The organism is Peribacillus sp. 05N428, assembly GCF_056397085.1.
In genome coordinates this window covers 90,817-114,861 of record NZ_JBFTMS010000006.1, presented here as the reverse complement: position 1 = coordinate 114,861, position 24,045 = coordinate 90,817, and the positions used below count along the sequence as shown (strand labels likewise).

Below are 24,045 nucleotides of genomic sequence, written 5' to 3'. Positions count from 1 at the left end.
TATAGTAAAAATAAAGCTGACGGTATGAATAACAAACGAAATCGTTTACAATAAGAATATCAAAATGACGATAGATTAAGGGGTATGGATTCATGATTCAAGAAACATTAAAGCAACAGTCCAAATTGGGAATTTTGACTGCCATGTATGAGAAATTTCAATCGGCAGGTGATACAGGCAATGCAGATAAAATGAAACAGTTAATCATGAAAGTGAATAATGAGGAGTTCATCATTGCTTTTTGCGGGCATTTTTCAGCGGGGAAATCTAGTATGATCAACTTTCTCCTTGGTGATCAAGTATTGCCTTCAAGTCCGATTCCTACGAGTGCAAATACGGTAAAGGTACAAAAAGGGGAAGACTATGCCAAAGTCTTTTACCATCATCAGCCACCAGTCTTATTTCCTGCACCTTATGATTTTAAAGAGGTCAAGAAATTTGCCAAGGATGGAGATTCAGTATCGGCAATAACGATAAGTTCCAATGATTTTTCACTGCCGGATTCATGTGCGATCATGGATACGCCAGGAATCGATTCGACAGACGATGCACATAGAGTTTCTACGGAATCTGCCCTGCATCTAGCTGATGTCGTCTTTTATGTCATGGACTACAATCACGTTCAATCAGAAGTGAACTTCCTATTCACGAAAGAATTGTTGGAGGCTGAAAAACCGACATACTTAATTATCAATATGATCGATAAGCATGATGAGAACGAGCTTGGATTTCAAGACTTCAAGCTTTCCGTTTCTGAAGCTTTTGCGAACTGGAATGTATATCCTGATGGTATTTTTTATACATCCGTAAGAGACTTGAACAATACCGAAAATGAAATAGAAGTGGTCAAGCAATTCATATATGACATGGCGGGCAAAGGTTTAAATGATGGGAAAGATGCCATCATGCAATCGGCTAATGCCCTTGTCGAAAGACATCTTAATTGGCTGAAGGAGCAGTATGAAGAGGAACATGCCGATGATTTTGAAGTATTATCAGAACTGCCTCATGAAGAGCGGATACACCTGACGAATCAGGTGGACAGCCTATTGAAAGAAAAAAAATCATTGACTGGACGCATAGAGGAAATCAAGGGCCAATATGCCGATGCATTGGAAACCATTTTAAAAGGCGCATACATCATGCCGGCGGCAACACGGGACCTAGGTAAATCATTCTTGGAATCGGCTCAGCCGGACTTTAAAATGGGTCTATTATTTGCCAAGAAAAAAACAGATGCCGAACGTGAGGCACGTATTAAGGCGTTCTTGAGCGATCTACAAGAAAAGGTGAAAACCCAGCTTGAATGGCATCTTAAAGAACTGGCGGTTAAAACGCTTAATCAAGCGGAAATCCATGATTTAACACTTGAAAGTAAGGCTCAGGCACTTCAGATCGAGGTAACGGAATCTTACATAAAAAACTCTTTGAAGCCTCAAGTCGATATTACGGGTGAATACGTTTTAAACTATACGAATGATTTGGCATCTGCCATCAAAAAGAAAGCACGTGATGTATCAGAAGGATTTTTGAATGATATGGTTACCGTTATGGAAGGAATAGTGGAACAGCAGTCCATGTCCATCGATAAGGAACTTGAAGGTTTTTCTGAATTTGCGGAAGCTCTTAAAGTTACTGCTGCGATGAACGCGGAAATCGAGTACCAAACGGAACGTTTAGAGGCCATTGCCCATCAAACTGAATCATTGGTCGATGAGCGTGAAATCGATATGCTGTTAACTGAATGGAATGAAGAGGAAAAAAACATTACAGTCAAAATCATGACAACCGATAAAGTAAGTAATTCAAGGTCCGTCAACGAACAATCTGTAAGTGATCATGTTAAAGAAATCAAGGAAGCTGTACCTTCCGTGACTGTATCTTCATCTGATGCTACTGATTTACGCGGAAAAGAAAAGCTGATGGAAACTGCAGCGAGTTTAAAACAGGCGGCCGAGCTGATCCAACCTCTGAGAGGGTTTCAATCGCTTTATAAAGAATTGAAAGAGAAGGCAAATCGCTTGGAACAACAGACGTTCACGGTTGCCCTCTTCGGTGCATTCAGTGCGGGTAAATCTTCCTTTGCCAATGCTTTGATGGGAGAAAGCGTCCTTCCTGTCTCACCAAATCCGACAACTGCCGCAATCAACAAAATCATGTCTTCGGACGCTGAGCATCCACATGGAACGGCAACCGTCAAATTAAAGACCGAAGCGATGCTGTTGGAGGATGTAAGCCTGGCATTGGCAGCTTTTGATAAATCGGCAAAGACTCTGGATGAAGCACTTCAACTAGCAGGGCAAATCATTGCGAAGGCAGGGGAAGTTGATAAGGGTAAAACGCACTTATCGTTTCTTAGGGCGTTTCATCAAGGGCTTCCCGAGTACCAAAATGATTTAGGAAATGTGGTTACGGTAGACCTTGAAGGATTTAAACGGTTTGCTGCGGAAGAGTCCAAGTCATGTCTTGTTGATCTGATCGAATTGCGTTATGACTGTGAAATGACAAAGCAGGGGATGGTCCTTGTTGACACACCTGGGGCCGATTCGATTAATGCACGCCATACAGGAGCAGCTTTCGAATATATAAAGAATTCGGACGCCATCCTATTTGTGACCTATTATAATCATCCATTTTCCCGCGCAGACAGGGAGTTCCTGATACAGCTTGGACGTGTGAAAGATTCTTTCGCTATGGATAAGATGTTTTTCATCGTCAATGCCGTCGACCTGGCACAAACGACTGACGAATTGGACGAAGTGATGGATTATGTCACAGATCAATTGAATGGATTCGGTATCCGTTTTCCAAAACTGTTCCCGCTTACGAGTAAGGGGGCGTTGATGGAAAAACAAACGCCTGGTTCGTTTAAGCATTCATTCCTTCCTAATAGCGGAATCATGGAATTCCAAGGCCAATTCGATTCTTTCATAGAAAACGATTTAACTGGACTTGCGATTGAATCGGCTCAAGCGGCCGTAAAAAGAACCGAAGAATTGCTACGAGATGTAATTACAGCTTCCAGACAGGATGAGAAAGCGAAACGAAAAGCCCTGGAGACCCTTTCTCATGAGTCACAGGCCATTTCGGAACTCCTTTCAGTCATTAAAGGGGATGCCGAAAAGCAACGGTTGAAAAAAGAGATAGACGAATTGACTTTCTATAGTAAACAACGGGTCTTCTTCCGGTTTAATGATTTCTTCAAAGAATCGTTCAATCCAGCTGTTTTAAAAGATGATGGAGGCGACCTGAAAATTGTCCTCAAGCAATCGATGAAGAACTTATTGGATGCGTTAGGCTTTGACCTTGCCCAGGAAATGCGGGCTACGGCTTTAAGGACGGAAATGTTCGTAAATAAATTACTGGATGAGAAACAGGGCAGTTTGCTTCAGCAAATGCAAAAAATAAGAAGAACCCTTTCATTACAGCCATATGAACCCAATGAGAGGGAATCCCTTGAATTCACTGGAGCTTTTGCCCAATTGGATACAGGGGAATTCAAAAAGGAATTGGCATTATTCAAGAATCCAAAATCTTTCTTTGAAAAGAATGAAAAAGCGAAAATGAGCGAAGGTCTTCAGAAGCGTTTGGATGAACCTGCCCTTATATATGCAAAAAAACAGGGTGAGCGGATTTACGAAATGTATAATGAAGTCCTCGATCAAGAGTTACTCGCGATTCAAAAAGAGTTTAAGACGGAAGTATCGGATATCTTTGCAGGGTTACGTGCAGCATTGGAGGAAACGGTTGATTTACCGTATTATGAAAATGCTGTAGCGGAATTGGCTAAAATGCATTCGAAATAGAAACGAGGTTCATTCATGAAAGAAAACCTTATTTCACGCTTGAGATACCTGGAAAAGAATGAGGATATAACCATATTGATGGCTGCTGTTACTGGCAGCCATTCTTTTGGTTTATCATCGGTCCAATCGGATTACGATGTTCGGTTTATATATGTTCATAATGATAAGCGATCATACTTGAGCTTGAGGCAACCAGTTGAAGTCATTCAAGTGAAAGAAGGCCTATTTGACATGGAAGGCTGGGATCTCTTTAAATCATCCCGACTTACCTTAAAGAGTAACCCTGCTCTATTTGAATTGTTTCAGTCACCTATCAGGTTGATAACCCATCCGGATTATTATAGGAAGATGACTGGTTTGATAGCGGGTTGCTATTCCAAAAAGGCACTGGGGCACCATTACTATCGGATGATGAGCGACAATCTTCAACAATTGACAAAAACAAGGGGTTCCGAAAGAAAAGAGCTAAAAATATGGGTACAAGTATACCGTTCGTATTTAACCCTTGAATATATCATCCAACGGGGTTCTCTGCCACCATTATCGGTATGGGAATTACTTGATACGGTTTCAACGGATCAAGGAATGAAAAACAGGATGACCCGGATATTTAAAGCAAAACAAATGGAAGAATGTGTAATAAATAATGAAAGTGAAAATAATCTTTCGCTAATAGAAGGGAAATCACTTTCCATAAAGAATGAGATAACTAGGCTACATCAAGGGAAGAACATGGAAATGGAACTTAATGAATTAATTTGGGCCATTTTGGAATAGGGGGATATGAGATGAGTTTTATAATCGAAAAAGAAGAGCTGTTGCCGTTGTTGAATTCTAGAGATATCAGAATTTGTGACTGCCGCTTTCAATTAGGCTCTCCTGACGCAGGGTATAATGATTACAAAAAAGACCATATTTCAGGCGCTGTTTATTTCGATCTTGAAAAGGACTTATCGGGTCAGGTTCAAGAACATGGCGGAAGACATCCTCTTCCTGATCTGGAAACCATTAAAAATAAACTGGAATCAAATGGAATCACCAACGATACTGTACTTATCGCTTATGATGGCGGGGAAGGTTCTTTTGCTTCCAGGTTTGTCTGGTTGTTAAGCTACCTTGGGCATCAGAAAGTCTTTGTCCTGAACGGGGGATATCGCGCCTGGAGGGATGCAGGCTATCCGATTGACTCGATTCAAATGAATTATATGCCAACCGAATATCGTATCGATTTAAATGAACACGTTTTTGCATCTTTTCGAAAAGTGAAGGATTACACTTTGAATAGATCTGACGATATCGTATTAATGGATTCACGGGAATCTAAGCGCTACGAGGGAATCGAGGAGCCAATTGATAAAAAAGCCGGCCATATACCTGGTGCAGTAAATAAGGTGTGGACGAACGTTTTGGAAAATGGCTATTTTAAAAAGAAGGAAGATCTTCAGTCGAATTTTACAAGCATCGGTAAAGATAAGGAAATCATTGTGTACTGCGGTTCAGGTGTAACGGCCTCACCCAATTATATCGCCCTGAAAGAAGCGGGCTTTAAAGATGTGAAGATTTATATTGGCAGTTTCAGTGACTGGATATCGTATGATGATAATCCAATTGAATAATATTTTTTCCAATTAAACGATCCTTAAAAAAAGGGACAGTTATGTTAAAATGGAAGTACATCATGATAGAGGTGATAATGTGTTAATGAAAGAAAATGAGCAGCATCCATCCTTTATGCTTGTCGATGGAATGGCGCTTTTATTTAGAGCTTTTTATGCAACGGCCGTTACTGGTCAATTCATGATTAACTCCAAAGGCATCCCGACCAATGCCGTTCAAGGTTTTTTGAAGCATATGCTGACGGCGGTGAATCACTTTTCACCCAGTCATGTAGCGGTATGCTGGGATATGGGCAGCAAGACTTTCAGAAATGAATTATTTGATGGATACAAGGCGAATCGATCAGAAGCTCCAGTCGAAATGATCCCTCAATTCGACTTAGCGAAAAAAGCGGTTGAAGCATTCGATATCCCTAACATAGGACTATCTGGTTATGAGGCGGATGACTGTATCGGAACAATTGCCAAAGCATCTGCACAGCATAGCCGAGTGGGTATATTGACTGGCGATCAAGATATGCTTCAGTTAATAGAGGAAAACATCTCCGTACTATTATTAAAAAAAGGGTATGGTAACTATGAGGTGCATAATCCCGATAGCTTTTTTGAGTGGAAAGGGATTACACCAAGGCAAATGATCGATTTAAAAGCTTTAATGGGTGATACAGCTGATAACTATCCCGGGGTTAAAGGAATTGGGGAGAAGACAGCATTGAAATTATTGATACAGTATCAAAGTATCGAAGGCATTCTTGAAAATGTTGCTTCATTGACGAATGGGCAACGGGCTAAAATTGAATCCGCTGTCGATATGCTTCATTTATCCAGAAAGCTAGCAGAAATAAAATGTGATGTACCAATTTCATGTCCTTTGGACGATGCGGTCTATCAGTATGATCGCGAAAAGGTCAAAAATCTGGCTAGGGATCATGAATTCAGGACTTTACTGCGAATGATCTAATCAAAAAAGGGGAGCTCCCCTTTTGAAATTCCCTTTAAATTTCCGCCTGAATTTAAGAGATTGGGGCTCTACTAGCCCGCGCGTTGAAGGGAGACCCTGCAGGCGCTTGCGCCGAGGGCGGACCGGCCGCGGAAAACGAGTGTCCTACGTTCCAATCAACGTTCAAATTGTACAGTCTGGGACCTCCCTAATGGGAGGTCCTTTATTTTGTACGATGATTTTTTTGTCGAAAAATGGATAGTCAAATTCTTTTATATACGGTAAGATGAAAATAAGGCATGAAGTATGGAGTGGATGCAGAAGTGGCGAAATCAACTGAAGAGTATGTTAGTTTTTTAGAGGGTAAGGGATTCACTTTTGGTAATGACGCGATTGGTTTTATTTATTTTGGTAAGCGCTACACGGATGCAAGTGATATTTTAGTCAATGCAGCAATAGAGTTGACATTGAAGGTACAAAAGAATTTTGATGGCAGCTTTTATATCTCCTTTTTGGAAAACTTAAAACAAAATGGCATTGAAACGCGTAGTGCAGCGGTATCGTTTGCAAAAGATCAGGGGCTACTTAAATAAATCGGACTTCGTAACTGGAAGTCCGATTTATTTTATTGGGCTTTTCAAGAAAACCCCTGTGTCACCGGTTTCTTTTTCTTAACAGGCAGTTCTGCAAAAATCATTCCCAAGAATATGAATGCGCAGCCGATGATGGAAGCGGAAGTCAATTTTTCCCCTATCAATATGTATGAGGATAACGCTGCAAAAACCGGTTCCATTGAAAAGATCAGCGCCACTCTTGTAGGTGTCGTATAGGCTTGGAAGAAGGTTTGTGCGAAAAAGGCGAACGCCGTGGCAAGGGCTGCCGTAACCAATAAAGCAGTCCATACATCCTTCTGTAACATGACCTCTGAGCTGAAGATGACGGAATGATTCTCTTTGAAAATGAAAGCTGAAACAAATGATAATAAAGATACGGTGGAAACCTGAACCAACGTCAGCGGTAAAGCGGGAAGGGTCTTGGCATATTTAGCGGTAGTGATGATTTGCATGGCAAAACTGATTGCACATAAAAATACCAGTAAATCACCGATATTCAAATTGGAGCGGTCAGCGAAAGTCATTAAATAAAGTCCGATGGTTGCGGCTGCGACACCTATTATTGTATTTCGGGAAAGCCTATGCTTTAATAGCAGCAGGGAAAAAACAGGTACCATGACAACACTTAATCCTGTTATAAAGCCAGTCTTTGCAGGCGTTGTATAATTCAATCCGATCGTTTGAAGCCCATAACCGAGAAAAAGCCATACACCAATATGAAACCCAGCTTTAAAAAGGCCCTTGCTCCCGTTTTTCCCCTTTTTGTGTAGAGTCAATAAATAAGGGATGAGCAAGAATACGAAGGCCATGAAAAAACGGACGGCATTAAACGTGAAGGGGTCAAGAAAAGATAGCGCATTTTGGACCATGACAAAAGTGACGCCCCAGATGAATACAACGAATAATAATGAAAAATCAGCTGTCTTGTTCATGAATTTCCTCAGCCTTATTCAAGCGAATGGCCCGTCTTGCCAACTCATCCGCGGACTTATTTTCGATATTTGGAATCCATTTCATGAAAAATAAATCAAGCTCGTCGGAAAGCTTTAAAGCCCGTTCCAGCAAAAGGGCATACTTATTTTTTGCAAATCTTTTTTCAATGGCCTGGTTGATGGCTTGGGAGTCCGTTCGAAAAGAAACGACTTGATACTTATTGGCCACACAAATCTCCAATGCTTTGATTAAGGCATGGTACTCCGCTTCATGGTTTTCCATATTCCCAAGAGGAAAGGAATGCCTCTCGACCACACCGTTATTATTTATGAAAACACCTGCACCGCTAGGCCCTGGATTGCCCGCACTGGCACCATCAATATACACTTCGATCAAGATGTGCTCCTCCTCGAGTTTAACTGTAAAATGTTACGTTTCATTTAAAATTAAGATTGAAACATGAGAATTTCAGGCTGATATGGGAACTATAATTAAAAGAGTGATTAAAATGCTTACAATATATTATAAAGGGTATGACGAAAAAAAGGTATGAAATTTGTAAGCTGTTCTGCATGAATCGTGAATGGATAAGGAGCTGGAAATCTTTGAAGGTAATTATGCAATGGACATATCAAGCTTCAAAAAAACCATCTGCCGATTTCGTTTCGGATTGGCTCGATGCCGGGACTGCACTGGTCATTACGGAAGATCTTGAAAAGGCAGGAAGGCTGAAAGAAGTGGAATTCAAGGATGAATTCGATACAACATGGACCAAGAAGGAGTTAAAGAAACTCCTGACGGAAATTGAGGAAGAACCGCAGGATGTGACGGTTTTCTTTGATGGAGGTTTTCAAAAAGATGAAAAGGTGGCAGGAATTGGTGTTGCCATTTATTATCGTCAAGGAAAAAAGTTCTGGCGGTTACGCACCAATGTGAAATTCGAGCAATTCGAATCCAATAATGAAGCTGAATATGCGGCTTTTCATGAAGCGGTCAGGCAGATGGACGAACTTGGAATCCACCATCAAAGCTGTGTCTTTAAAGGGGATTCTCTCGTCGTCTTAAATCAACTTTCAGGTGAATGGCCCTGTATGGAAGAAAACTTAAATAAATGGCTGGACCGCATTGAAGCGAAACTGGATAAATTAAAGATCATTCCTGTCTGCAAGCCGATTTCTCGAAAGGAAAACCAGGAAGCCGATCGCCTGGCCACACTTGCACTGCAAGGAAAAGCCATTTTCAGTAAAATAGAAATTGCTGGGTCAAAGGAGCCATAACAACAATGAACAGGAAAAAAATATATGAAGAAGTGGAAGATGTTCTCGCTTCATTTTGCCAAGATTGTTTTTTAAGAAAGCATTTTCGAAAAGAGAAGGGGCGTACGTATGCCCATCAGTTCTGTATTTCAGAATGCACGGTTGGTGAAAAATTAAAACAGCTGGGCAATGAACTTAGTGACCGAACTTAAGTGCCCAAAAATTGCTTTCATTAAGACACAAGGCAATGAAGGATATGGTATTATAGGTGAAAAATAGAGAAAAGTGTGAGAGCAATGAAAAATAGAAGAGGGAAACTATATAATGCGAAAACGCCTCTTACCATACCCAGAATTGATTTCATAAGGGAAGAATTGAAAAAAGATGCAACTTCTTTAACGGTAGATCATGTACGACCTAACGTAAATATTCAGGAAAGAATCAACGAAGCTTCGCTTCAATTGAAAAACATCTTTCAAGATATACGAAATGAAGGAAAAATACAGCTTGATAAGATTGTATTGATTAAAGCAAAAGTTGCACCTGTCATTGCAGAAGCTGCAAAGAATCCTGATGTTTATTACCTTTTCGAAGAGCTGCAAGCAAATAACGAGTACACCTATAAGCATAATATCGGTGTCGGGATCATTGCCACTTATCTAGGGATGAAGCTTGGATTATCGAAAGAAAACCTTTCAACACTGACACTGGCAGCCACACTGCATGACGTGGGTAAAACAAGGATTCCGGATAGTATATTGGAAAAGCCGGGTAAACTGACTGCGGCAGAATATGAAGAAATGAAACGCCATGCCATTTATGGTTATGAATTACTTAAAAGTATCCCAGGAATCCCACCATCGATTGCATTAACAGCCCTTCAGCACCATGAACGGGAAGATGGGAAAGGCTATCCACATGGTCTGATGGGGAATGATATCCATCATCATGCGAAAATCGTCGCAATAGCCGATGTATTCCATGCGATGTCTTCAAATCGTGTATATCATCGGGCCATGCCGTTTTATAAGGTGATTGAGCAAATGAACAGCGATAAGTTCGGTAAATTTAATCCTGAGATCCTAATGGAGTTTGTAAACCGATTAATGTCCACTTTAGTCGGAAAAGAAGTCACCCTTACCAATGGACGAAACGGGACGATCATCATGATCGATCCATACGATCCCCTTAAAGCTCTGTTGAAAACCGGTACAGAGATCATAGATTTACGAATGGAAAAAGAATGGCAAATCGAACGAATCATCGGTTAATGAAAAAGAGCCCGATTATAAAAAATCGGGCTTTTCGTCATTCTGCTTTACCGAATCAAAATAGGTTTTGAGCATTACTTTATTTTCGCTGAAGTCTGCAATCGTATATTGATCAAGGACCTTTAAAAAAGCATCCAAGGCATTGTTAAGGACAAATTTCAATGAACAAACGGGAGAAATCACACAGTTATCGTGATCTTTAAAACATTCCACTAAATAAAAATCTTCTTCGGTTCTCCGCACAAGTTCCCCTACATTTATTTCAGCGGGTGATTTTGCAAGCCGGAAACCGCCATTTCTTCCACGTATCGTCTCAATATAGCCTAATTTACCTAGATTATGAACAATTTTCATCAAATGATTTTTAGACAGTTGATATACTTCAGAAATCTCTTTGATATTTGATAATTTGCTTTGGTCGTGGGTAGCCAGGTAAATCAACACTCTAAGTGAGTAATCGGAATAACTCGTCAACCTCATGTTTATCGCCTCACATTCTATCCCCATTTGACTATATCATAAATGTGAACATTTTATAAACATGAAAACTTATTATCTGAAAAGATGTATAAAAAATATTGCTTTTAATGCATTTAAGTTCTAATATAAACATGTATTCAAAATACTTGTTTATGAAAAGGGGTTTACCTATGCTATCCCAGAAAACCATCGATATTATCAAATCAACCGTACCTGTATTAGAAGTGCATGGTACAACTATCACAACTGTATTCTATAAAAATCTTTTCGAAGCACATCCTGAATTATTAAATGTTTTCAATCATGCCAATCAAAAAAAGGGGCGCCAGCAAACTGCACTTGCCAACACGGTATTGGCAGCAGCTAAATATATAGATCAACTAGAAACGATTTTACCTGCCGTGAAGCAAATAGCACAAAAACATAGAAGCCTTGCAGTCAAAGCCGAACATTATCCGATTGTTGGAGAACACCTATTAGGCGCAATCAAAGAAGTGTTACAAGATTCGGCTACAGAAGAAATCCTTCAAGCTTGGGGAGAGGCGTATGGAGTCATTGCGAATGTTTTCATTAGCATCGAAAAGGAAATGTACGACGAAGCTTCCAATCAGGTCGGCGGATGGTCTGATTTCAAACGATTCACAGTGGTGGAAAAAGTACGGGAAAGTGAAGTAATCACATCCTTTTATCTAAAGCCATCAGATGGAGATAAGGTTCCGGCATTTCTTCCAGGACAATATATTACCGTTCGGATCGAGATACCGGGTGAACGCTATTTATTCAACCGTCAGTATAGTTTATCTGATGTTCCGGGAAAAGATTATTTCCGTATTTCCGTTAAAAAAGAAAAGCCGGGAACCTCTCCTGATGGTAGGGTCTCTAACTACTTGCATGAATCCATTCAGATGGGTGACAGTATTGACGTAACGGCTCCTGCAGGTGATTTCACCATCGACTTGGATAAACGAACACCGGCAGTATTCTTGAGCGGAGGCGTTGGCATAACGCCTTTCATGAGCATGGTCCATGCGGTAGCTGAACAAACACCTGAGCGTGATGTACAATTCATTCATGCAACCGATAATGGCCATTTACAGCCGTTCAGAATGGAACTGACAGAACTAGGACACAAACTTACCAACTATCAATTATCCTTTGTCTTTAAAAATCCGAGTGAGGATGATAAGAACCTCCCGAATTTTGCAAAGCAAGGGTATGTTGATAAGGAATTATTGAGCAGTATTGTTAAACCTGAGGCTGATTATTATGTGTGCGGCCCTGTGCCTTTCATGAAGGCCATCATCACTTACCTGAAAGAGCTTGGGGTAGATACGGATAAAATCCACTATGAATTCTTCGGCCCAGCCATGGCGCTATAAGGTTCATTCATCGAAGGAATGTTATTGACATCAAGCAGATATTTTTGCATACTATATTAAAACAATGAACGTTGAGAGAAGATTAGTATGCGAGAATCACTGTGACAGAGAGCGGCGTCGATTGCTGGAAGACCCGCGACAGGAAAGCGCAGAACCTGCTTCTTGAGTCCTATGCAAAACATAGGCGCAAATCCTGGCGTTATCAGGCAAAGTGGAATGCATGAACTTGCATTCAATGAAGGTGGTACCACGGAGAGCAGCCCTTTTCGTCCTTATTTCGAGGATGAAAAGGGCTTTTTTTCATGTCTTAGATATTTATTGGAGGAAGTAATCGATGGAAAAGAAACGCATCGTTGTAAAGATAGGAAGTAGTTCTTTGACCAATACACAAGGTGAAATCGACCAAAACAAATTTTCCGATCATATCCAGGCAGTGGCAGCGTTAAGGAAAGCGGGGCATGAAGTTGTCCTTGTTTCATCTGGTGCTGTAGCGACAGGTTTTCGCAAGCTCGGCTATCCTACGCGACCTGTCACTCTCAAAGGAAAACAAGCTGCTGCAGCGGTGGGGCAAAGCCTATTGATTCAATCATATATGGAACAATTAGGGAACTTTGGAATCGTTCCGGCGCAGATTTTATTAACTAGGAAAGATTTCTCGAAAAAGGATAGATATAAAAATGCCTATGCGACATTGATGGAATTGCTTGAACGCGGCATCCTTCCGATCATAAATGAAAATGATACAGTATCGGTCGAGGAGTTGACTTTTGGTGATAATGATATGCTATCCGCCTTGGTAAGCGGATTAGTCCACGCGTCCAACTTGATCATATTAACGGATATTAATGGGCTCTATGATTCCAATCCACAGACAAATCCAGGGGCTAAACGATTTGATAAGCTATCCGAAATAACGGATGATTTATTGCAAATGGCAGAAGGTGCAGGTTCCAATGTCGGAACCGGTGGGATGAAATCGAAGCTGATTGCAGCGCAAACGGCATTGTCTCTAGGGGTGAAAGTATTCATCGGTTCTGGTTTGGGGAGTGATAAACTTCTAACAATCCTTGAAGGCAATGGTGATGGCACGTATATTGGGAATGATCTCTTGACGACGGTAACGAAAAACAAACAATGGATATCACTTCATTCAAAAGTATCCGGGAAAATTTTCGTTGATGAAGGTGCCGAAAGGGCCTTAGTTTCAAATGGCAGCAGTCTGCTGCCAGCTGGAATTTATGAAATTAAAGGAGTCTTCAATAAGGGTGATGTTGTCGAAGTCTTTGGTGCAAATGGGTTATTAGGGCGGGGTGAGGTTCTTTATTCCGACGAAGAATTAAAACAGGCGATGGGAAAGAGGACATCCGAGCTTATAATCACTTCCATAGAAGTGATCCATCGCGATAAATGGGTGAGAGCATAAAAAATCAATTTCAATAAAAAAGGGGGCATTTGGAAATGAGTGAAGTGACGGCGAAAGGAAAGGCAGCCAAAAAAGCCAGTTATCAGCTAATCGGTTTGAGTACGGAAAAGAAGAATGAGGCTCTTGGGAAAATTGCGAAACAACTTATTATCGATAAAGATTTTTTGATAAAGGAAAACCAAAAGGATCTGGAAGATGGCAGGGAAAAAGGTCTCAGCGAGTCTATATTAGATCGAATTATGTTGAATGGTAACCGTATTGATGACATGGCAGCGGCCATTGAGCTTCTAATCGATTTAAATGATCCGATTGGGGAACAATTGGAGACGATTGAAAAAGAGAATGGTTTATTGATTAAAAAGCAACGGGTGCCGATCGGGGTAATCGGAATGATTTATGAAGCAAGGCCTAACGTGACCATCGATGCAGCTACATTATCCTTGAAAACGGGGAATGCTGTCATCTTAAGAGGCAGCTCGTCAGCCAAACACTCCAATATGGCACTAGTCTCTTCCATTCATAAAGCATTGGAGAATACGGAAATCCCTGTAGAAGCTGTTCAGTTGATCGAGGATACAAGTCGTGAAACCGCTAAGGAACTTTTTCATCTTAATGAGTATTTAGATGTTTTGATTCCTCGCGGCGGAAAGAATTTAATTGAAACGGTCATTAAGGAGTCCACTGTTCCCGTCCTTGAAACAGGTGCAGGCAATTGCCATATCTTCATCGATCAGACCGCAGATATTACGATGGTCGAGAAAATTGTCTTAAACGGTAAAACTCAGCGCCCATCCGTATGCAATGCTATTGAGGGGCTTCTGATCCATGAAAAATGGTTTGAAGAAAATGGAGTGCGTATTCTGGAACTCCTGGACGAAAAGGGTATTGAATTATATGGAGATGAAGCGGTTTGCAGCTCCTTTCCGAGAGCGAAAACGGCTACGGAGGAAGATTGGTCAACTGAGTACCTGGCTTTAAAACTCAGCGTGAAAACTGTAAAAGGTGTATCCGATGCCATTGATCACATAAACCGATACGGTTCCAAGCATTCTGAAGCAATCTTAACCGGGGATGAACAAAATGCTTCAGCATTTTTGAATAAAGTGGATGCCGCAGCCGTTTATCACAATGCTTCAACCCGTTTTACCGACGGCTTTGAATTCGGTTATGGCGCAGAAATCGGCATTTCCACACAAAAGCTGCATGCGCGCGGACCAATGGGTTTACCTGCATTAACATCAAGCAAGTACTTCATTTATGGCCAGGGGCAAATCCGGGAATAGGATTCATTTCTTTCATGGAAGGTTATTAAAACTCAATTAAGGGTATTGTACAATACATTACTTTTAAAGGAGCAGATACCATGGACAAGAGGTTTATAGCAATATATGAAAATGAAAATGAAGCGATTTCAGCAGTCGGAAACTTAAAGGAACAAGGATATACATCCGATCAAATATCAGTATTGGCAAAAAACATCGATAAATTACCAAATGAAGCCGAGGAAGTCAGCCCGGCAAAAACTGATGGATTAGTAGCTGGGGCAGCAGCCGGCGGAGCTGTCGGATTGACAGGCCTGCTTATTGGAATGAGTGCATTGGCCGTACCAGGAATAGGTCCGATATTGGCAGCAGGACCGATTTTCGCCACTTTTGGGGGAGCGGCAGCCGGGGCAGCATCGGGAGCAGGCGGATTGAGAAAGCCATTATTGGACATTGGACTGGAGGAAGCCGAAGTCGATCAATATCTGGAGGATATTAAAGCAGGGAAAATCCTTGTCATAGCCGACCCTTTTTAAGTTTGCAAGTAAAACCACCTTGAATGAACAGACTTATTGTTTGAGAACTAAACTCCATACAAACTCAAAATTAAACAGCTCTTATTTATTGAAAAACCCCGTTCAGGATTCTTGAACGGGGTTAATCTGTTTGGAGGCTAATTTTATTGTCACTAACGATAAAATCAAAAGGAATTCCACATTGGTATGAAGAATAAAGGAATATAGTCCTATTAGCGAGAAAGGGAGGGGGATTATGGTGAAAAAGCAGAAGCCGATGCCACTTTAAGAAATTATAGATATTTTATTCATGATGATTTTCCCCTTGAGAATCATTATACTGATTATAATGTTAAAAAGCGTTACCAGTGATGAAAAGCAAGTTTTATTGAGAAGAATTGAATGACCATTCTTTTTGTGATATTTAATACCAATCGAAACCCTTGTAATGAAAAAACCCACGATAACAGGGTTTTTTATTTTTAAAAGTGAAAGATGGAATATCTTGATAAAATGGGGAATTAATCTCATGCGTACTTAAGGCATTAACTTTTCATATTCTGGCTTTGAAAAACTCTACGGCATTCTTAGCTAACTCGAACTATCAAGACCTTGTATGACCAGGGCTTTGAGCTTTATCCAATAAAGCAAAATGATTTAGGTTGGAGGTGGGTGTTTTGATAAAAATAAAACTCGTTGTTCCTCGAAAAGGGTATATTACGGACGCCTTTGAAAGATTTGAGGAATTCAACAAGTTGGAAGCATCGGAAAACAATGATGACGGATCGGTGAAGTTTGTATTAGAGGAGGTAGTTGAGGATGCCGATAAGATTGGGAAGTTGAAGCTTGATGCCGATGTAATCATCTCAAGGGGATTAATCACGAAACTATTAAAAGAATGCAATGAATTCATTCCTATCGTTGATATACCTGTACAGGGCATTGACCTCATTCGTTCCCTGCATGATTGCAAGGCTCGTTTTGGCAGTAAAAAAGTGGCTGTCATAGGTGCGTTAAATATGATTTATGGTGTTGAAAACCTTTCGGATATCGTTGATTTGCCAATTCAGTCCTATATATTAAATGATATCGAGTCCTCAGTCAGTTTAGTGGATTTAGCCGCCAGAGATGGCTGTGAGGTTGTGTTAAGTGGTTTAAGTACATGTAAATATGCCGAAGAAATAGGGTTGGGAGCCATTCTGGTTGATACTGGAAAGGAATCATTTCGGCAGGCGTTGATTGAGGCGAAACGAGTAGCTCTTGTCAGCAGAAGGGAACAGGAGAAGACCAAGCGTTACCAAACGATTCTTAATTATGCCTATGAAGGGGTTATTGCAATAGATTTAAAAGGACAAATATCCGTATTCAATACGGCCGCTCAGGAGATATTAGCCATTTCCAAGGGGAGCTTAATTGGAAATTCTGTATACGATATAATAAGGCCCGGAAAATTTCGTAATATGCTTTTAAGCGACGATGAATACGAAAAAGATACCGTTGCTTACCAATCCATTCAATTATCGGTAAAAAAAGTCGGGATATTTTTAAAAGGTAAAAAAGTGGGGGATATGGTCGCCTTTCAAGACGTTACCCGCATTCAGGAGATGGAAGGGAAGTTCTTTAGAAAGCTTCATTCACGCGGACATGTGGCGAAGTACACATTTGATGATATATTGTATCGGAGTTCGGAAATCAAGAGGACGATTGAAACGGCTCAACGTTATAGTGAAGTAGATTCAAACATTCTTATAATTGGAGAAACTGGAACGGGCAAGGAAATATTCGCCCAAAGCATACATAATCATAGCAACCGTAAAAATAACCCGTTTGTAGCCATTAATTGCGCAGCCCTTCCCGAAAATCTATTGGAAAGTGAGCTTTTCGGATATGCAGAAGGAGCTTTCACGGGAGCCATGAAAGGCGGAAAACAAGGATTTTTTGAACTGGCCCATAGAGGTACGATTTTTTTAGATGAAATAGGAGAAATCTCCCCAAAAATGCAAAGCCGGCTGCTGCGTGTCCTGCAGGAGCGTGAAATCATGCGCATCGGTGATGATAAAGTAATCCCGGTTGATGTGAGAATAGTGTCGGCAACGAACAAAGACCTCATGCAAATGGTAAAGAGTAATGACTTTCGGGAGGATCTGTATTATCGCTTGAGTGTGCTGGACCTTGTATTGCCTCCGCTTCGGGAACGCAGAGAAGATATTCCGTTATTGGTGAATGCCTTTATTCGGAAAGGTCATTCGGAACAAAAACAAATCAAGATCACGGATAGTGCCATGAAAAAGCTAAGTGAAGGGAATTGGGAGGGGAATATTCGCCAATTGCAAAATTTTTGTGAGCGATTATGTGCTCTTTATAAGAACAAATTAATTGATGTGTATGATATCGAGATGTATTTTCCGAATAAAAGTAATAAGAAAATACTGTTTTCGGACCAAAACGAAGAGATGGATATGTCACCTGGGATACATTTATCCGAGCGTGAAAGAATTGTTCAAACGTTAATGAAGGTGAATTTTAATAAAGGAAAAGCTGCCTTTGAGTTAGGCATGAGTCGCACGACTTTATGGAGAAAGATGAAAGATTTGAATATTGAAACAAATTGAAACGGATTGAAACAAATTAATTCATTATGAAACAATTTGTTTACTTTATTTATCTCTTAATTTGAGAACGAATTGGCTTCTTTCTTGAATAAACGGATGTTTTTTATCTTGGCACAATAATTGTATATAAACAATGTAGTAGGAAAGGTTTTTCCTTCAAGGTTAACATGAAAGGTTGGTGGGAATGTGTGAGTCATTTAGTGTATATTCCTCAAGATATTGAGAAAGAGGGGAAAAGTTATTTAGTAGAAAAAGGCTTTAAGATTAAAGTAGGGTCTGATTTGTCGCAAGAAATTCTTATGGAAGAAATCAAGGGTTGTGATGCAGTACTAACGAGATCAACGGCTGTAATAAATAGAGAAGTTATTACAGCAGCTGAAAACCTCAAAGTAATAGCTAAGTATGGAGTGGGCTTGGACAATATCGATATCGAAGCCGCTACAGAGCGTGGCATATATGTAACAAATACCCCAGAGGCGAATGCGAATTCTGTAGCGGAACATGTAATGGCATTAATTTTATCATTGTCCAAAAACTTAAGCTTGGCTGATAAAGAGCTGCGCAGCGGGAATTTTGCTATCCGTAATCAACTTTTTGGCATGGACTTGGAAGGCAAGACTTTGGGGATTATCGGACTAGGGAGAATCGGTAGAATACTGGCAAAAAAGGCTTCCGAAGGCTTCGATATGAAAGTAATTGGCTACGACCCTTATGTTACAGCCAGCCCGAATTCTGAGCTGGAGATAGCAACAGATTTAGAATGGGTATTCAGAAACGCTGATGTTATTAGTCTGCATCTGCCGTTAACGAAAACAACAAAAGGAATAATAGGAAGCCGTGAGTTTTCCTGGATGAAAACTTCCGCCTTTTTTGTAAACGCTTCCAGGGGCGGTGTGGTGAAGGAAATTGATTTAGTAAACGCTTTGCAAGCAGGCGAGATTGCCGGTGCTGGAATAGACGTATTTGAAGTTGAACCTCCTGATAAATGGAATCCACTTTTTAAATTGGATAATGTGATTGTCAGTCCTCATAATGCCGCTTTGACGAAGGAAGGTTCCGTACGCATGGCTGTACATGCCGCAATGCAGGTGGAACAAGTTCTTACTGGCGCGAAACCGAACTGGGCTGTAAATGAGCCCTTAATTAAAGGGGTGTCAATGTAATAATACATTAATAATTATCTGTTTTTTCTGAAAAATGAGGTTTGGAAAATTCGAGTTTGGCATTTGTTGATAAGGGTGGTGAACAAATGAAGAAAATAATCTATGTGATAAGTGCAATACCGGCACTTGGCTCGCTTGTGGTTATCAATCGAATTGAACCTTATGTTTTAGGGATGCCATTTGTTCTTTTTTGGGCCATATTATGGGTCTGTCTTACATCAGTTTTTTTGATAATTGCTAATAAACTTGATCCTGCAACCGAGGAGGAAGAAGACTGATGAATGAAGCCCTGCTTGTTATCCTTTTCTTTCTGGTTCTGTGTATTTGGTTAGGGCTTCAAGCTCGAAAAGGTAAAAATATGAGTTTGGAACAATGGGCTATAGGCGGAAGAGGCTTCGGCAGCTTTTTGCTCTTCTTCTTGATAGCAGGTGAAATGTTTACGACATATACGTTTTTGGGGGCAAGCGGCGGAGCTTATCGATCTGGTATGCCTCCTGCCTTATACGCTTTCAATTGCTTCTATTTTGTAATCGCCTATTGGCTGTTACCGCCTATTTGGAGGTATGCCAAAAAAAATAATGTCATTTCTCAATCTGATTTTTATGACAAAAAGTACAACAGTCCTGCTCTAGGTGTTCTTGTGGCGGTAATTAGCGTCATTTCAATTATTCCATATCTGATCATGCAGTTGAAAGGATTAGGAATAATCGTATCGGAAGCCTCCTATGGGTCCATATCTCCGAATGTGGCTATAGTTGTTGGGGTAATTGCGATCACAATTTATGTAACGGCATCTGGGATGCATGGAGTGGCGTGGACCGCGGTCATTAAAGATATCATGATTCTGGCTGTTGTCGTCTTTATGGGGATTTATTTTCCACTTCATTATTACGATGGTATACAGCCGATGTTTGAAGCAATCGATACAGCAAAACAAGGATTTTTGATTTTCCCGGAACAAGGTTTGAGTATCTCTTGGTTTATATCAGCTACGATCATGACAGCACTGGCATTCTATATGTTTCCTCATATGTTAGCGGGAGTGTTCTCAGCAAAAAGTCCGAAATCACTTCGTTGGAATGCTGGGGTTATGCCAATTTATCAAGTAATCATCATTTTTTCTTTATTTATTGGTTTTTCTGCGATTCTCCAAGTCCCGAATTTACAGGGAGCAGAAGCAGATTTAGCTTTATTTAAAATGGCGAAGATGTCATTTGATCCCTGGTTTGTCGGAGTTATTGGAGCATCAGGGGCAATGGCCGCCCTTATTCCCAGTTCACTCGTTTTGACGGCTACGGCTACGATACTTTCAAAAAATGTATATAAGGTATGGAAGCCGAATACATCAGATGACCAGCTACAAAGATTGAGCAGGATGTTAGTACCTGTCATTTCTATAGTGACTCTATATTTTACGTTCAATGGCGGGGAGTCGATTTTTACGCTGTATCTTATGGCATATAGCTTCATGGCACAGTTGTTTCCAGCACTATTTTTCAGTCTGTGGAAAAAGAATCCTGTCACGGTTCAAGGAGCATTTGCCGGAATGATCGTAGGAATTCTAATTGTTGTATACTCGACCACATCAGGTACGACACTTGCTACATTATTTCCATCTCTGCCGCAAGCAATACAAGATCTTGATGTAGGGTTAGCTGTGTTATTCATCAACATCGCAGTAACTTTAGGAGTGAGTGCCGTTACAAGAAAAACTTCAATTCGGATGAAAGAAGATAATAAACAGGCTTCAGGAATGGAAAAGCTTGTTAAATGACAGTGGGAATCAGTCCAATATTCATATAATCGTAGATTACTAGAATAAAAACACGTTTTCGAAAGCGGGAGGCTTGATTATGAAAGTCAGTGGAGGAAGAGCAGTCGTAGAAGTAATGGCTAAAGAAGGGGTAAAAAAAGCTTTTTGTGTACCAGGTGAAAGTTATCTTAGTGTAATGGATGCACTGTACCAACATCCTGAAATAGAACTTATTTCCGCAAGGCATGAAGGAGGTGCCTCTTTTATGGCGGAAGGGTATGCCAAGGCTTCAGGAGAGGTGGGAGTCTGTATGGCAACGCGTGGAGTGGGTGCTACAAACTTAGCTATCGGCATTCATACTGCTGCTCAGGATTCAACCGCTTTGGTTGCGCTTATTGGCCAAGTCGAACGCCCTTTTAAAGAAAAGGAAGCATTCCAGGAAGTGAATTTGACGGGTTTTTTCAGTCATTTATGTAAATGGACGGTAGAGATCGATCGTGTGGAAAGAATCCCGGAATTATTGCAACGGGCTTTCCATATTGCGAGGTCGGGGCGTCCGGGCCCTGTGTTAGTGGCTTTGCCGCATGACATGTTGGAAGACGAGGCAGAGTTGAACATAACCCCTTCATATCGCTCGCTTCCTCCTCAACCACATATGGAAGATGTGAAGCAGGCGATGGATTCGATACGAAACGCGGAGCGCCCCGTATTGATTGCTGGCGGAGGTGTGATTCATGCTAAGGCCAACAGGTTGCTTGTACAGTTTGTGGAGGCAATGAAACTTCCTGTCGTTACAGCTTTCCGTCGTTTTGACGCGTTTCCGAACTCACATCCTTGCTATGCAGGGTGGCTTGGATTTGGGACACCTCAATATTTACTTGATGCAATCCGGGATGCAGATGTAGTTTTGGCATTAGGGACACGATTCTCCCAAGTAGGAACACAAGATTACACCTTGCTTTCTAAAAATTCAAAGCTGATCCATGTGGATATTTGTCCCGATATTTTTGGTAAAGTGTATGCTCCTTCTCTTGCCATTGAAGCGGATGCCAAGAGCTTTTTGGAACAAGCACTGCAAGCGCCAGATTCAGGATCTTTTATTTCAGGCGAAGATCATCTGAAAGAATTGCACGATAAATATATGGAATTTTCTGAACCGAAGGCCGATTACACAGAAGATTACGTGGATATGGACGGATTGATGCATGATCTGGCTGTCTGCCTGCCGAAGGATACCATCATTACAAATGATGCAGGCAACTTTTTTGGATGGCTATCAAGATATTATCGTTTTGAACAAGAAAACACATACGTGGGGCCAACGTCGGGTGCAATGGGATATGGACTGCCTGCTGCTATTGGGGTAAAACTGGCGCAGCCTCACAAACATGTTGTTTCTATTTCGGGGGATGGTGGCTTCATGATGACTCTCCAAGAGATTGAAACCGCTGTAAGGTATAAAATTCCGACCATATCAATTGTTGTGAACAACAATATTTACGGAACAATTCGAGCACATCAAGAAAGGCATTTTCCAAACCGGGCCGTTGGAACTGACTTATCTAATCCTGATTTTGCTGGATTGGCCCGCTTATTTGGGGCACATGGTGAAAAGGTTGAAAAAAATATTGATTTTGCGCCAGCGCTGCAACGGGCGATTACTTCAGGGCTGCCGTCTGTAATAGAAGTTGCAGTCAATCCAAAGATTCTATCTGTAGGCCAGGACAAGAAGGAAGTATACGAAAAGTTAGTGTCTAACAATTAACTTTGGAAGTTAGCAGGACCCAATAAAAGGCATGTAAGGGAGGTATCATAGTTGTTAAAACCATATATAGTTGTTGAATGGAATGATACGGAAACAGATGCTAAAGGCTGGCTGGTCGTCCATAACTTTGTAAAAGGATACACAGGCGGCGGTACAAGAATGCACCCAACAGTTACAAGAGAAGAGGTCGAAAGGCTGGCCGAGGCGATGGCTTATAAGTATGTAGCCTGTGAGTCTGAGACGACTGGCGGTTGTAAAGCGGGCATTGCCTATGATTATAAAGCGCCAGACGCATATGCAGTGTTAAGAAGATTTCTGATTGCGATGATGCCTTATATAGATATAGGGGTATCGTTAGGCAGTGATTTAGGTACCAAATATGAAGATGTACTCAAAATATTTAATGAATTTGGCATTGATATCCCCCTAACGAAATCAATGAAGCAGAATCCGAATGTTCTGCAAGGGATAAAAGATTTCGATGAACTGTTGACGACAAAAATCGACGGGTTGTTTTTAAACGATGTCGTAACAGGCTATGGTGTGGCTTTCTCCGCAGATGAGGCATGGAAATTTAAAAACGGAAAAGGTGGAGCAAGAGTTGTCATTCAAGGATTCGGCTGTGTAGGGGCAAGTTGCGCATTGAAAATGTCCCAGTTAGGTTATAAAGTTGTGGGAATTTCCGATGCAGCCCTTTTGGTTACATGTGACGAAGGATTGGATGTCCAAAAGCTTATTGATCATAAGAATATGTACGGGGAAATGGATAAAGCCTTTTTTGAACCGCATTATGATGTAAGGCCAAACACGGAATGGCTCGACATAGATTGCGACATTTTAATTCCGTCCGCATTGGAGGATGTCATCCACATATCCAATGCCAAAAGCGTAAAAGCGAGCTTGATTGTGGAGGCGGCGAACATTCCCCTTTCTTCTGAGGGAGACGAAATCATAAGACAGAGAGGAATAGATGTTGTCAATGATTTCGTTGCCAACCTGGGGGCGATAAGATTTTATGATGCGGTTATTTTCGGACTAGTTAAACCAAATCCACAAGCTGTCGTCGATGATATAGAAAAACTATGCAGGAAAAATACGTATCATTTGTTTACTCAAGCAAAAAAACAAAAAAAATATCAAAGAGAAGTAGCTTATGAAATATTTAAACCGACAATCAGCGACCTTCCAGAATATGCAGTGCCTTCCGAAGCGTTATCGTGAAACTCTCGTTAACTTGTGTTAATCATGAAAGTGTTC

21 protein-coding genes and 1 other annotated feature are annotated in these 24,045 nt (G+C 40.9%); of the genes, 18 read left to right on the top strand and 3 right to left on the bottom strand.

Translation table 11 applies throughout. From position 1 onward, the window contains the following. Nucleotides 1–92 precede the first annotated feature (92 nt). The 5 genes from AC1DIV_RS08175 to AC1DIV_RS08155 all read left to right on the top strand — a co-directional run bounded on the left by AC1DIV_RS08175 (nucleotide 93) and on the right by AC1DIV_RS08155 (nucleotide 6,955). Nucleotides 93–3,806 (top strand): dynamin family protein, encoded by a 3,714-nt coding sequence (locus tag AC1DIV_RS08175; RefSeq protein WP_477576162.1) that lies wholly within the window; start codon nucleotides 93–95, stop codon nucleotides 3,804–3,806. Nucleotides 3,807–3,821: 15 nt separating this feature from the next. Then, entirely contained in the window at nucleotides 3,822–4,583 is a 762-nt protein-coding gene (locus AC1DIV_RS08170) for a nucleotidyltransferase domain-containing protein (RefSeq protein ID WP_477576160.1), read from the top strand. Nucleotides 4,584–4,594: 11 nt separating this feature from the next. Beyond that, complete coding sequence (locus tag AC1DIV_RS08165; RefSeq protein ID WP_477576158.1) at nucleotides 4,595–5,422, top strand: sulfurtransferase; 828 nt, start codon at nucleotides 4,595–4,597, stop codon at nucleotides 5,420–5,422. A gap of 85 nt (nucleotides 5,423–5,507) precedes the next feature. Next, nucleotides 5,508–6,383, top strand: a complete 876-nt coding sequence (locus AC1DIV_RS08160) for a 5'-3' exonuclease (RefSeq protein ID WP_057277833.1) — start codon at nucleotides 5,508–5,510, stop codon at nucleotides 6,381–6,383. Between the two features lie 278 nt (nucleotides 6,384–6,661). Further along, nucleotides 6,662–6,955, top strand: a complete 294-nt coding sequence (locus AC1DIV_RS08155; RefSeq protein WP_477576157.1) for a DUF6123 family protein — start codon at nucleotides 6,662–6,664, stop codon at nucleotides 6,953–6,955. Between the two features lie 44 nt (nucleotides 6,956–6,999). Here AC1DIV_RS08155 and AC1DIV_RS08150 read toward each other — a convergent pair whose 3' ends face one another. Both AC1DIV_RS08150 and AC1DIV_RS08145 read right to left on the bottom strand, forming a co-directional pair. Continuing rightward, nucleotides 7,000–7,908 (bottom strand): DMT family transporter, encoded by a 909-nt coding sequence (locus tag AC1DIV_RS08150; RefSeq protein WP_323597714.1) that lies wholly within the window; start codon nucleotides 7,906–7,908, stop codon nucleotides 7,000–7,002. Further along, nucleotides 7,892–8,305 carry a reverse transcriptase-like protein gene (locus tag AC1DIV_RS08145; RefSeq protein ID WP_053535537.1) on the bottom strand — a complete coding sequence of 138 codons (414 nt, stop codon included), beginning with the start codon at nucleotides 8,303–8,305 and terminating at the stop codon, nucleotides 7,892–7,894. The genes AC1DIV_RS08150 and AC1DIV_RS08145 overlap by 17 nt, the downstream gene beginning before the upstream one ends. Nucleotides 8,306–8,514: 209 nt before the next feature. On the opposite strand from AC1DIV_RS08145, the gene AC1DIV_RS08140 reads away from it, so the two are divergent. From AC1DIV_RS08140 to AC1DIV_RS08130, 3 genes are all read left to right on the top strand, one after another. After that, a complete protein-coding gene (locus AC1DIV_RS08140) occupies nucleotides 8,515–9,186 on the top strand; it encodes a ribonuclease H family protein (protein WP_477576155.1) in 672 nt (223 codons plus the stop codon). A 5-nt stretch (nucleotides 9,187–9,191) separates the two neighbouring features. Then, nucleotides 9,192–9,377, top strand: coding sequence for a zinc-finger domain-containing protein (locus AC1DIV_RS08135; RefSeq protein WP_034307842.1), 186 nt, complete (start codon nucleotides 9,192–9,194; stop codon nucleotides 9,375–9,377). 84 nt (nucleotides 9,378–9,461) lie between these two features. Next, entirely contained in the window at nucleotides 9,462–10,436 is a 975-nt protein-coding gene (locus AC1DIV_RS08130; RefSeq protein ID WP_477576153.1) for an HD-GYP domain-containing protein, read from the top strand. Between the two features lie 15 nt (nucleotides 10,437–10,451). On the opposite strand, the gene AC1DIV_RS08125 is transcribed toward AC1DIV_RS08130, so the two are convergent. Continuing rightward, nucleotides 10,452–10,916 carry an RrF2 family transcriptional regulator gene (locus AC1DIV_RS08125; protein WP_048688442.1) on the bottom strand — a complete coding sequence of 155 codons (465 nt, stop codon included), beginning with the start codon at nucleotides 10,914–10,916 and terminating at the stop codon, nucleotides 10,452–10,454. A gap of 170 nt (nucleotides 10,917–11,086) precedes the next feature. On the opposite strand from AC1DIV_RS08125, the gene hmpA reads away from it, so the two are divergent. The 10 genes from hmpA to AC1DIV_RS08075 all read left to right on the top strand — a co-directional run bounded on the left by hmpA (nucleotide 11,087) and on the right by AC1DIV_RS08075 (nucleotide 24,009). Continuing rightward, on the top strand, nucleotides 11,087–12,295 hold the full coding sequence (gene hmpA, locus AC1DIV_RS08120; protein ID WP_477576152.1) for an NO-inducible flavohemoprotein: 1,209 nt from the start codon (nucleotides 11,087–11,089) through the stop codon (nucleotides 12,293–12,295). 62 nt (nucleotides 12,296–12,357) lie between these two features. Then, nucleotides 12,358–12,572, top strand: a binding site (T-box leader). A 57-nt stretch (nucleotides 12,573–12,629) separates the two neighbouring features. Further along, nucleotides 12,630–13,718 (top strand): glutamate 5-kinase, encoded by a 1,089-nt coding sequence (proB, locus tag AC1DIV_RS08115; protein ID WP_477576150.1) that lies wholly within the window; start codon nucleotides 12,630–12,632, stop codon nucleotides 13,716–13,718. A 35-nt stretch (nucleotides 13,719–13,753) separates the two neighbouring features. Then, on the top strand, nucleotides 13,754–15,001 hold the full coding sequence (locus tag AC1DIV_RS08110) for a glutamate-5-semialdehyde dehydrogenase (RefSeq protein ID WP_477576148.1): 1,248 nt from the start codon (nucleotides 13,754–13,756) through the stop codon (nucleotides 14,999–15,001). Between the two features lie 80 nt (nucleotides 15,002–15,081). Then, a complete protein-coding gene (locus tag AC1DIV_RS08105; RefSeq protein ID WP_095389609.1) occupies nucleotides 15,082–15,516 on the top strand; it encodes a general stress protein in 435 nt (144 codons plus the stop codon). Between the two features lie 656 nt (nucleotides 15,517–16,172). Beyond that, a complete protein-coding gene (locus AC1DIV_RS08100; protein WP_477576147.1) occupies nucleotides 16,173–18,107 on the top strand; it encodes a sigma 54-interacting transcriptional regulator in 1,935 nt (644 codons plus the stop codon). Between the two features lie 188 nt (nucleotides 18,108–18,295). Next, nucleotides 18,296–19,270, top strand: a complete 975-nt coding sequence (locus AC1DIV_RS08095; protein WP_477576146.1) for a hydroxyacid dehydrogenase — start codon at nucleotides 18,296–18,298, stop codon at nucleotides 19,268–19,270. An 86-nt stretch (nucleotides 19,271–19,356) separates the two neighbouring features. Then, nucleotides 19,357–19,548 (top strand): DUF3311 domain-containing protein, encoded by a 192-nt coding sequence (locus AC1DIV_RS08090; protein WP_034307824.1) that lies wholly within the window; start codon nucleotides 19,357–19,359, stop codon nucleotides 19,546–19,548. Next, a complete protein-coding gene (locus tag AC1DIV_RS08085) occupies nucleotides 19,548–21,044 on the top strand; it encodes a sodium:solute symporter family protein (RefSeq protein WP_252266970.1) in 1,497 nt (498 codons plus the stop codon). The genes AC1DIV_RS08090 and AC1DIV_RS08085 overlap by 1 nt, the downstream gene beginning before the upstream one ends. Before the next feature lie 79 nt (nucleotides 21,045–21,123). Continuing rightward, nucleotides 21,124–22,788: a thiamine pyrophosphate-dependent enzyme gene (locus AC1DIV_RS08080; RefSeq protein ID WP_477576144.1), complete on the top strand. Its 1,665-nt coding sequence runs from the start codon at nucleotides 21,124–21,126 to the stop codon at nucleotides 22,786–22,788. A gap of 51 nt (nucleotides 22,789–22,839) precedes the next feature. After that, a complete protein-coding gene (locus tag AC1DIV_RS08075) occupies nucleotides 22,840–24,009 on the top strand; it encodes a Glu/Leu/Phe/Val family dehydrogenase (protein WP_318291245.1) in 1,170 nt (389 codons plus the stop codon). The last annotated feature ends 36 nt before the right edge of the window (nucleotides 24,010–24,045 follow it).

Coding starts and splice junctions, on each gene's coding strand:
- AC1DIV_RS08125 (WP_048688442.1), bottom strand. CDS start 10,916: ATGAGGTTGACGAGTTATTCCGATTACTCACTTAGAGTGTTGATTTAC.
- AC1DIV_RS08105 (WP_095389609.1), top strand. CDS start 15,082: ATGGACAAGAGGTTTATAGCAATATATGAAAATGAAAATGAAGCGATT.
- AC1DIV_RS08090 (WP_034307824.1), top strand. CDS start 19,357: ATGAAGAAAATAATCTATGTGATAAGTGCAATACCGGCACTTGGCTCG.
- hmpA (WP_477576152.1), top strand. CDS start 11,087: ATGCTATCCCAGAAAACCATCGATATTATCAAATCAACCGTACCTGTA.
- AC1DIV_RS08160 (WP_057277833.1), top strand. CDS start 5,508: ATGAAAGAAAATGAGCAGCATCCATCCTTTATGCTTGTCGATGGAATG.
- AC1DIV_RS08150 (WP_323597714.1), bottom strand. CDS start 7,908: ATGAACAAGACAGCTGATTTTTCATTATTATTCGTTGTATTCATCTGG.
- AC1DIV_RS08130 (WP_477576153.1), top strand. CDS start 9,462: ATGAAAAATAGAAGAGGGAAACTATATAATGCGAAAACGCCTCTTACC.
- AC1DIV_RS08170 (WP_477576160.1), top strand. CDS start 3,822: ATGAAAGAAAACCTTATTTCACGCTTGAGATACCTGGAAAAGAATGAG.
- AC1DIV_RS08085 (WP_252266970.1), top strand. CDS start 19,548: ATGAATGAAGCCCTGCTTGTTATCCTTTTCTTTCTGGTTCTGTGTATT.
- AC1DIV_RS08155 (WP_477576157.1), top strand. CDS start 6,662: ATGAAGTATGGAGTGGATGCAGAAGTGGCGAAATCAACTGAAGAGTAT.
- AC1DIV_RS08175 (WP_477576162.1), top strand. CDS start 93: ATGATTCAAGAAACATTAAAGCAACAGTCCAAATTGGGAATTTTGACT.
- proB (WP_477576150.1), top strand. CDS start 12,630: ATGGAAAAGAAACGCATCGTTGTAAAGATAGGAAGTAGTTCTTTGACC.
- AC1DIV_RS08165 (WP_477576158.1), top strand. CDS start 4,595: ATGAGTTTTATAATCGAAAAAGAAGAGCTGTTGCCGTTGTTGAATTCT.
- AC1DIV_RS08080 (WP_477576144.1), top strand. CDS start 21,124: ATGAAAGTCAGTGGAGGAAGAGCAGTCGTAGAAGTAATGGCTAAAGAA.
- AC1DIV_RS08135 (WP_034307842.1), top strand. CDS start 9,192: ATGAACAGGAAAAAAATATATGAAGAAGTGGAAGATGTTCTCGCTTCA.
- AC1DIV_RS08110 (WP_477576148.1), top strand. CDS start 13,754: ATGAGTGAAGTGACGGCGAAAGGAAAGGCAGCCAAAAAAGCCAGTTAT.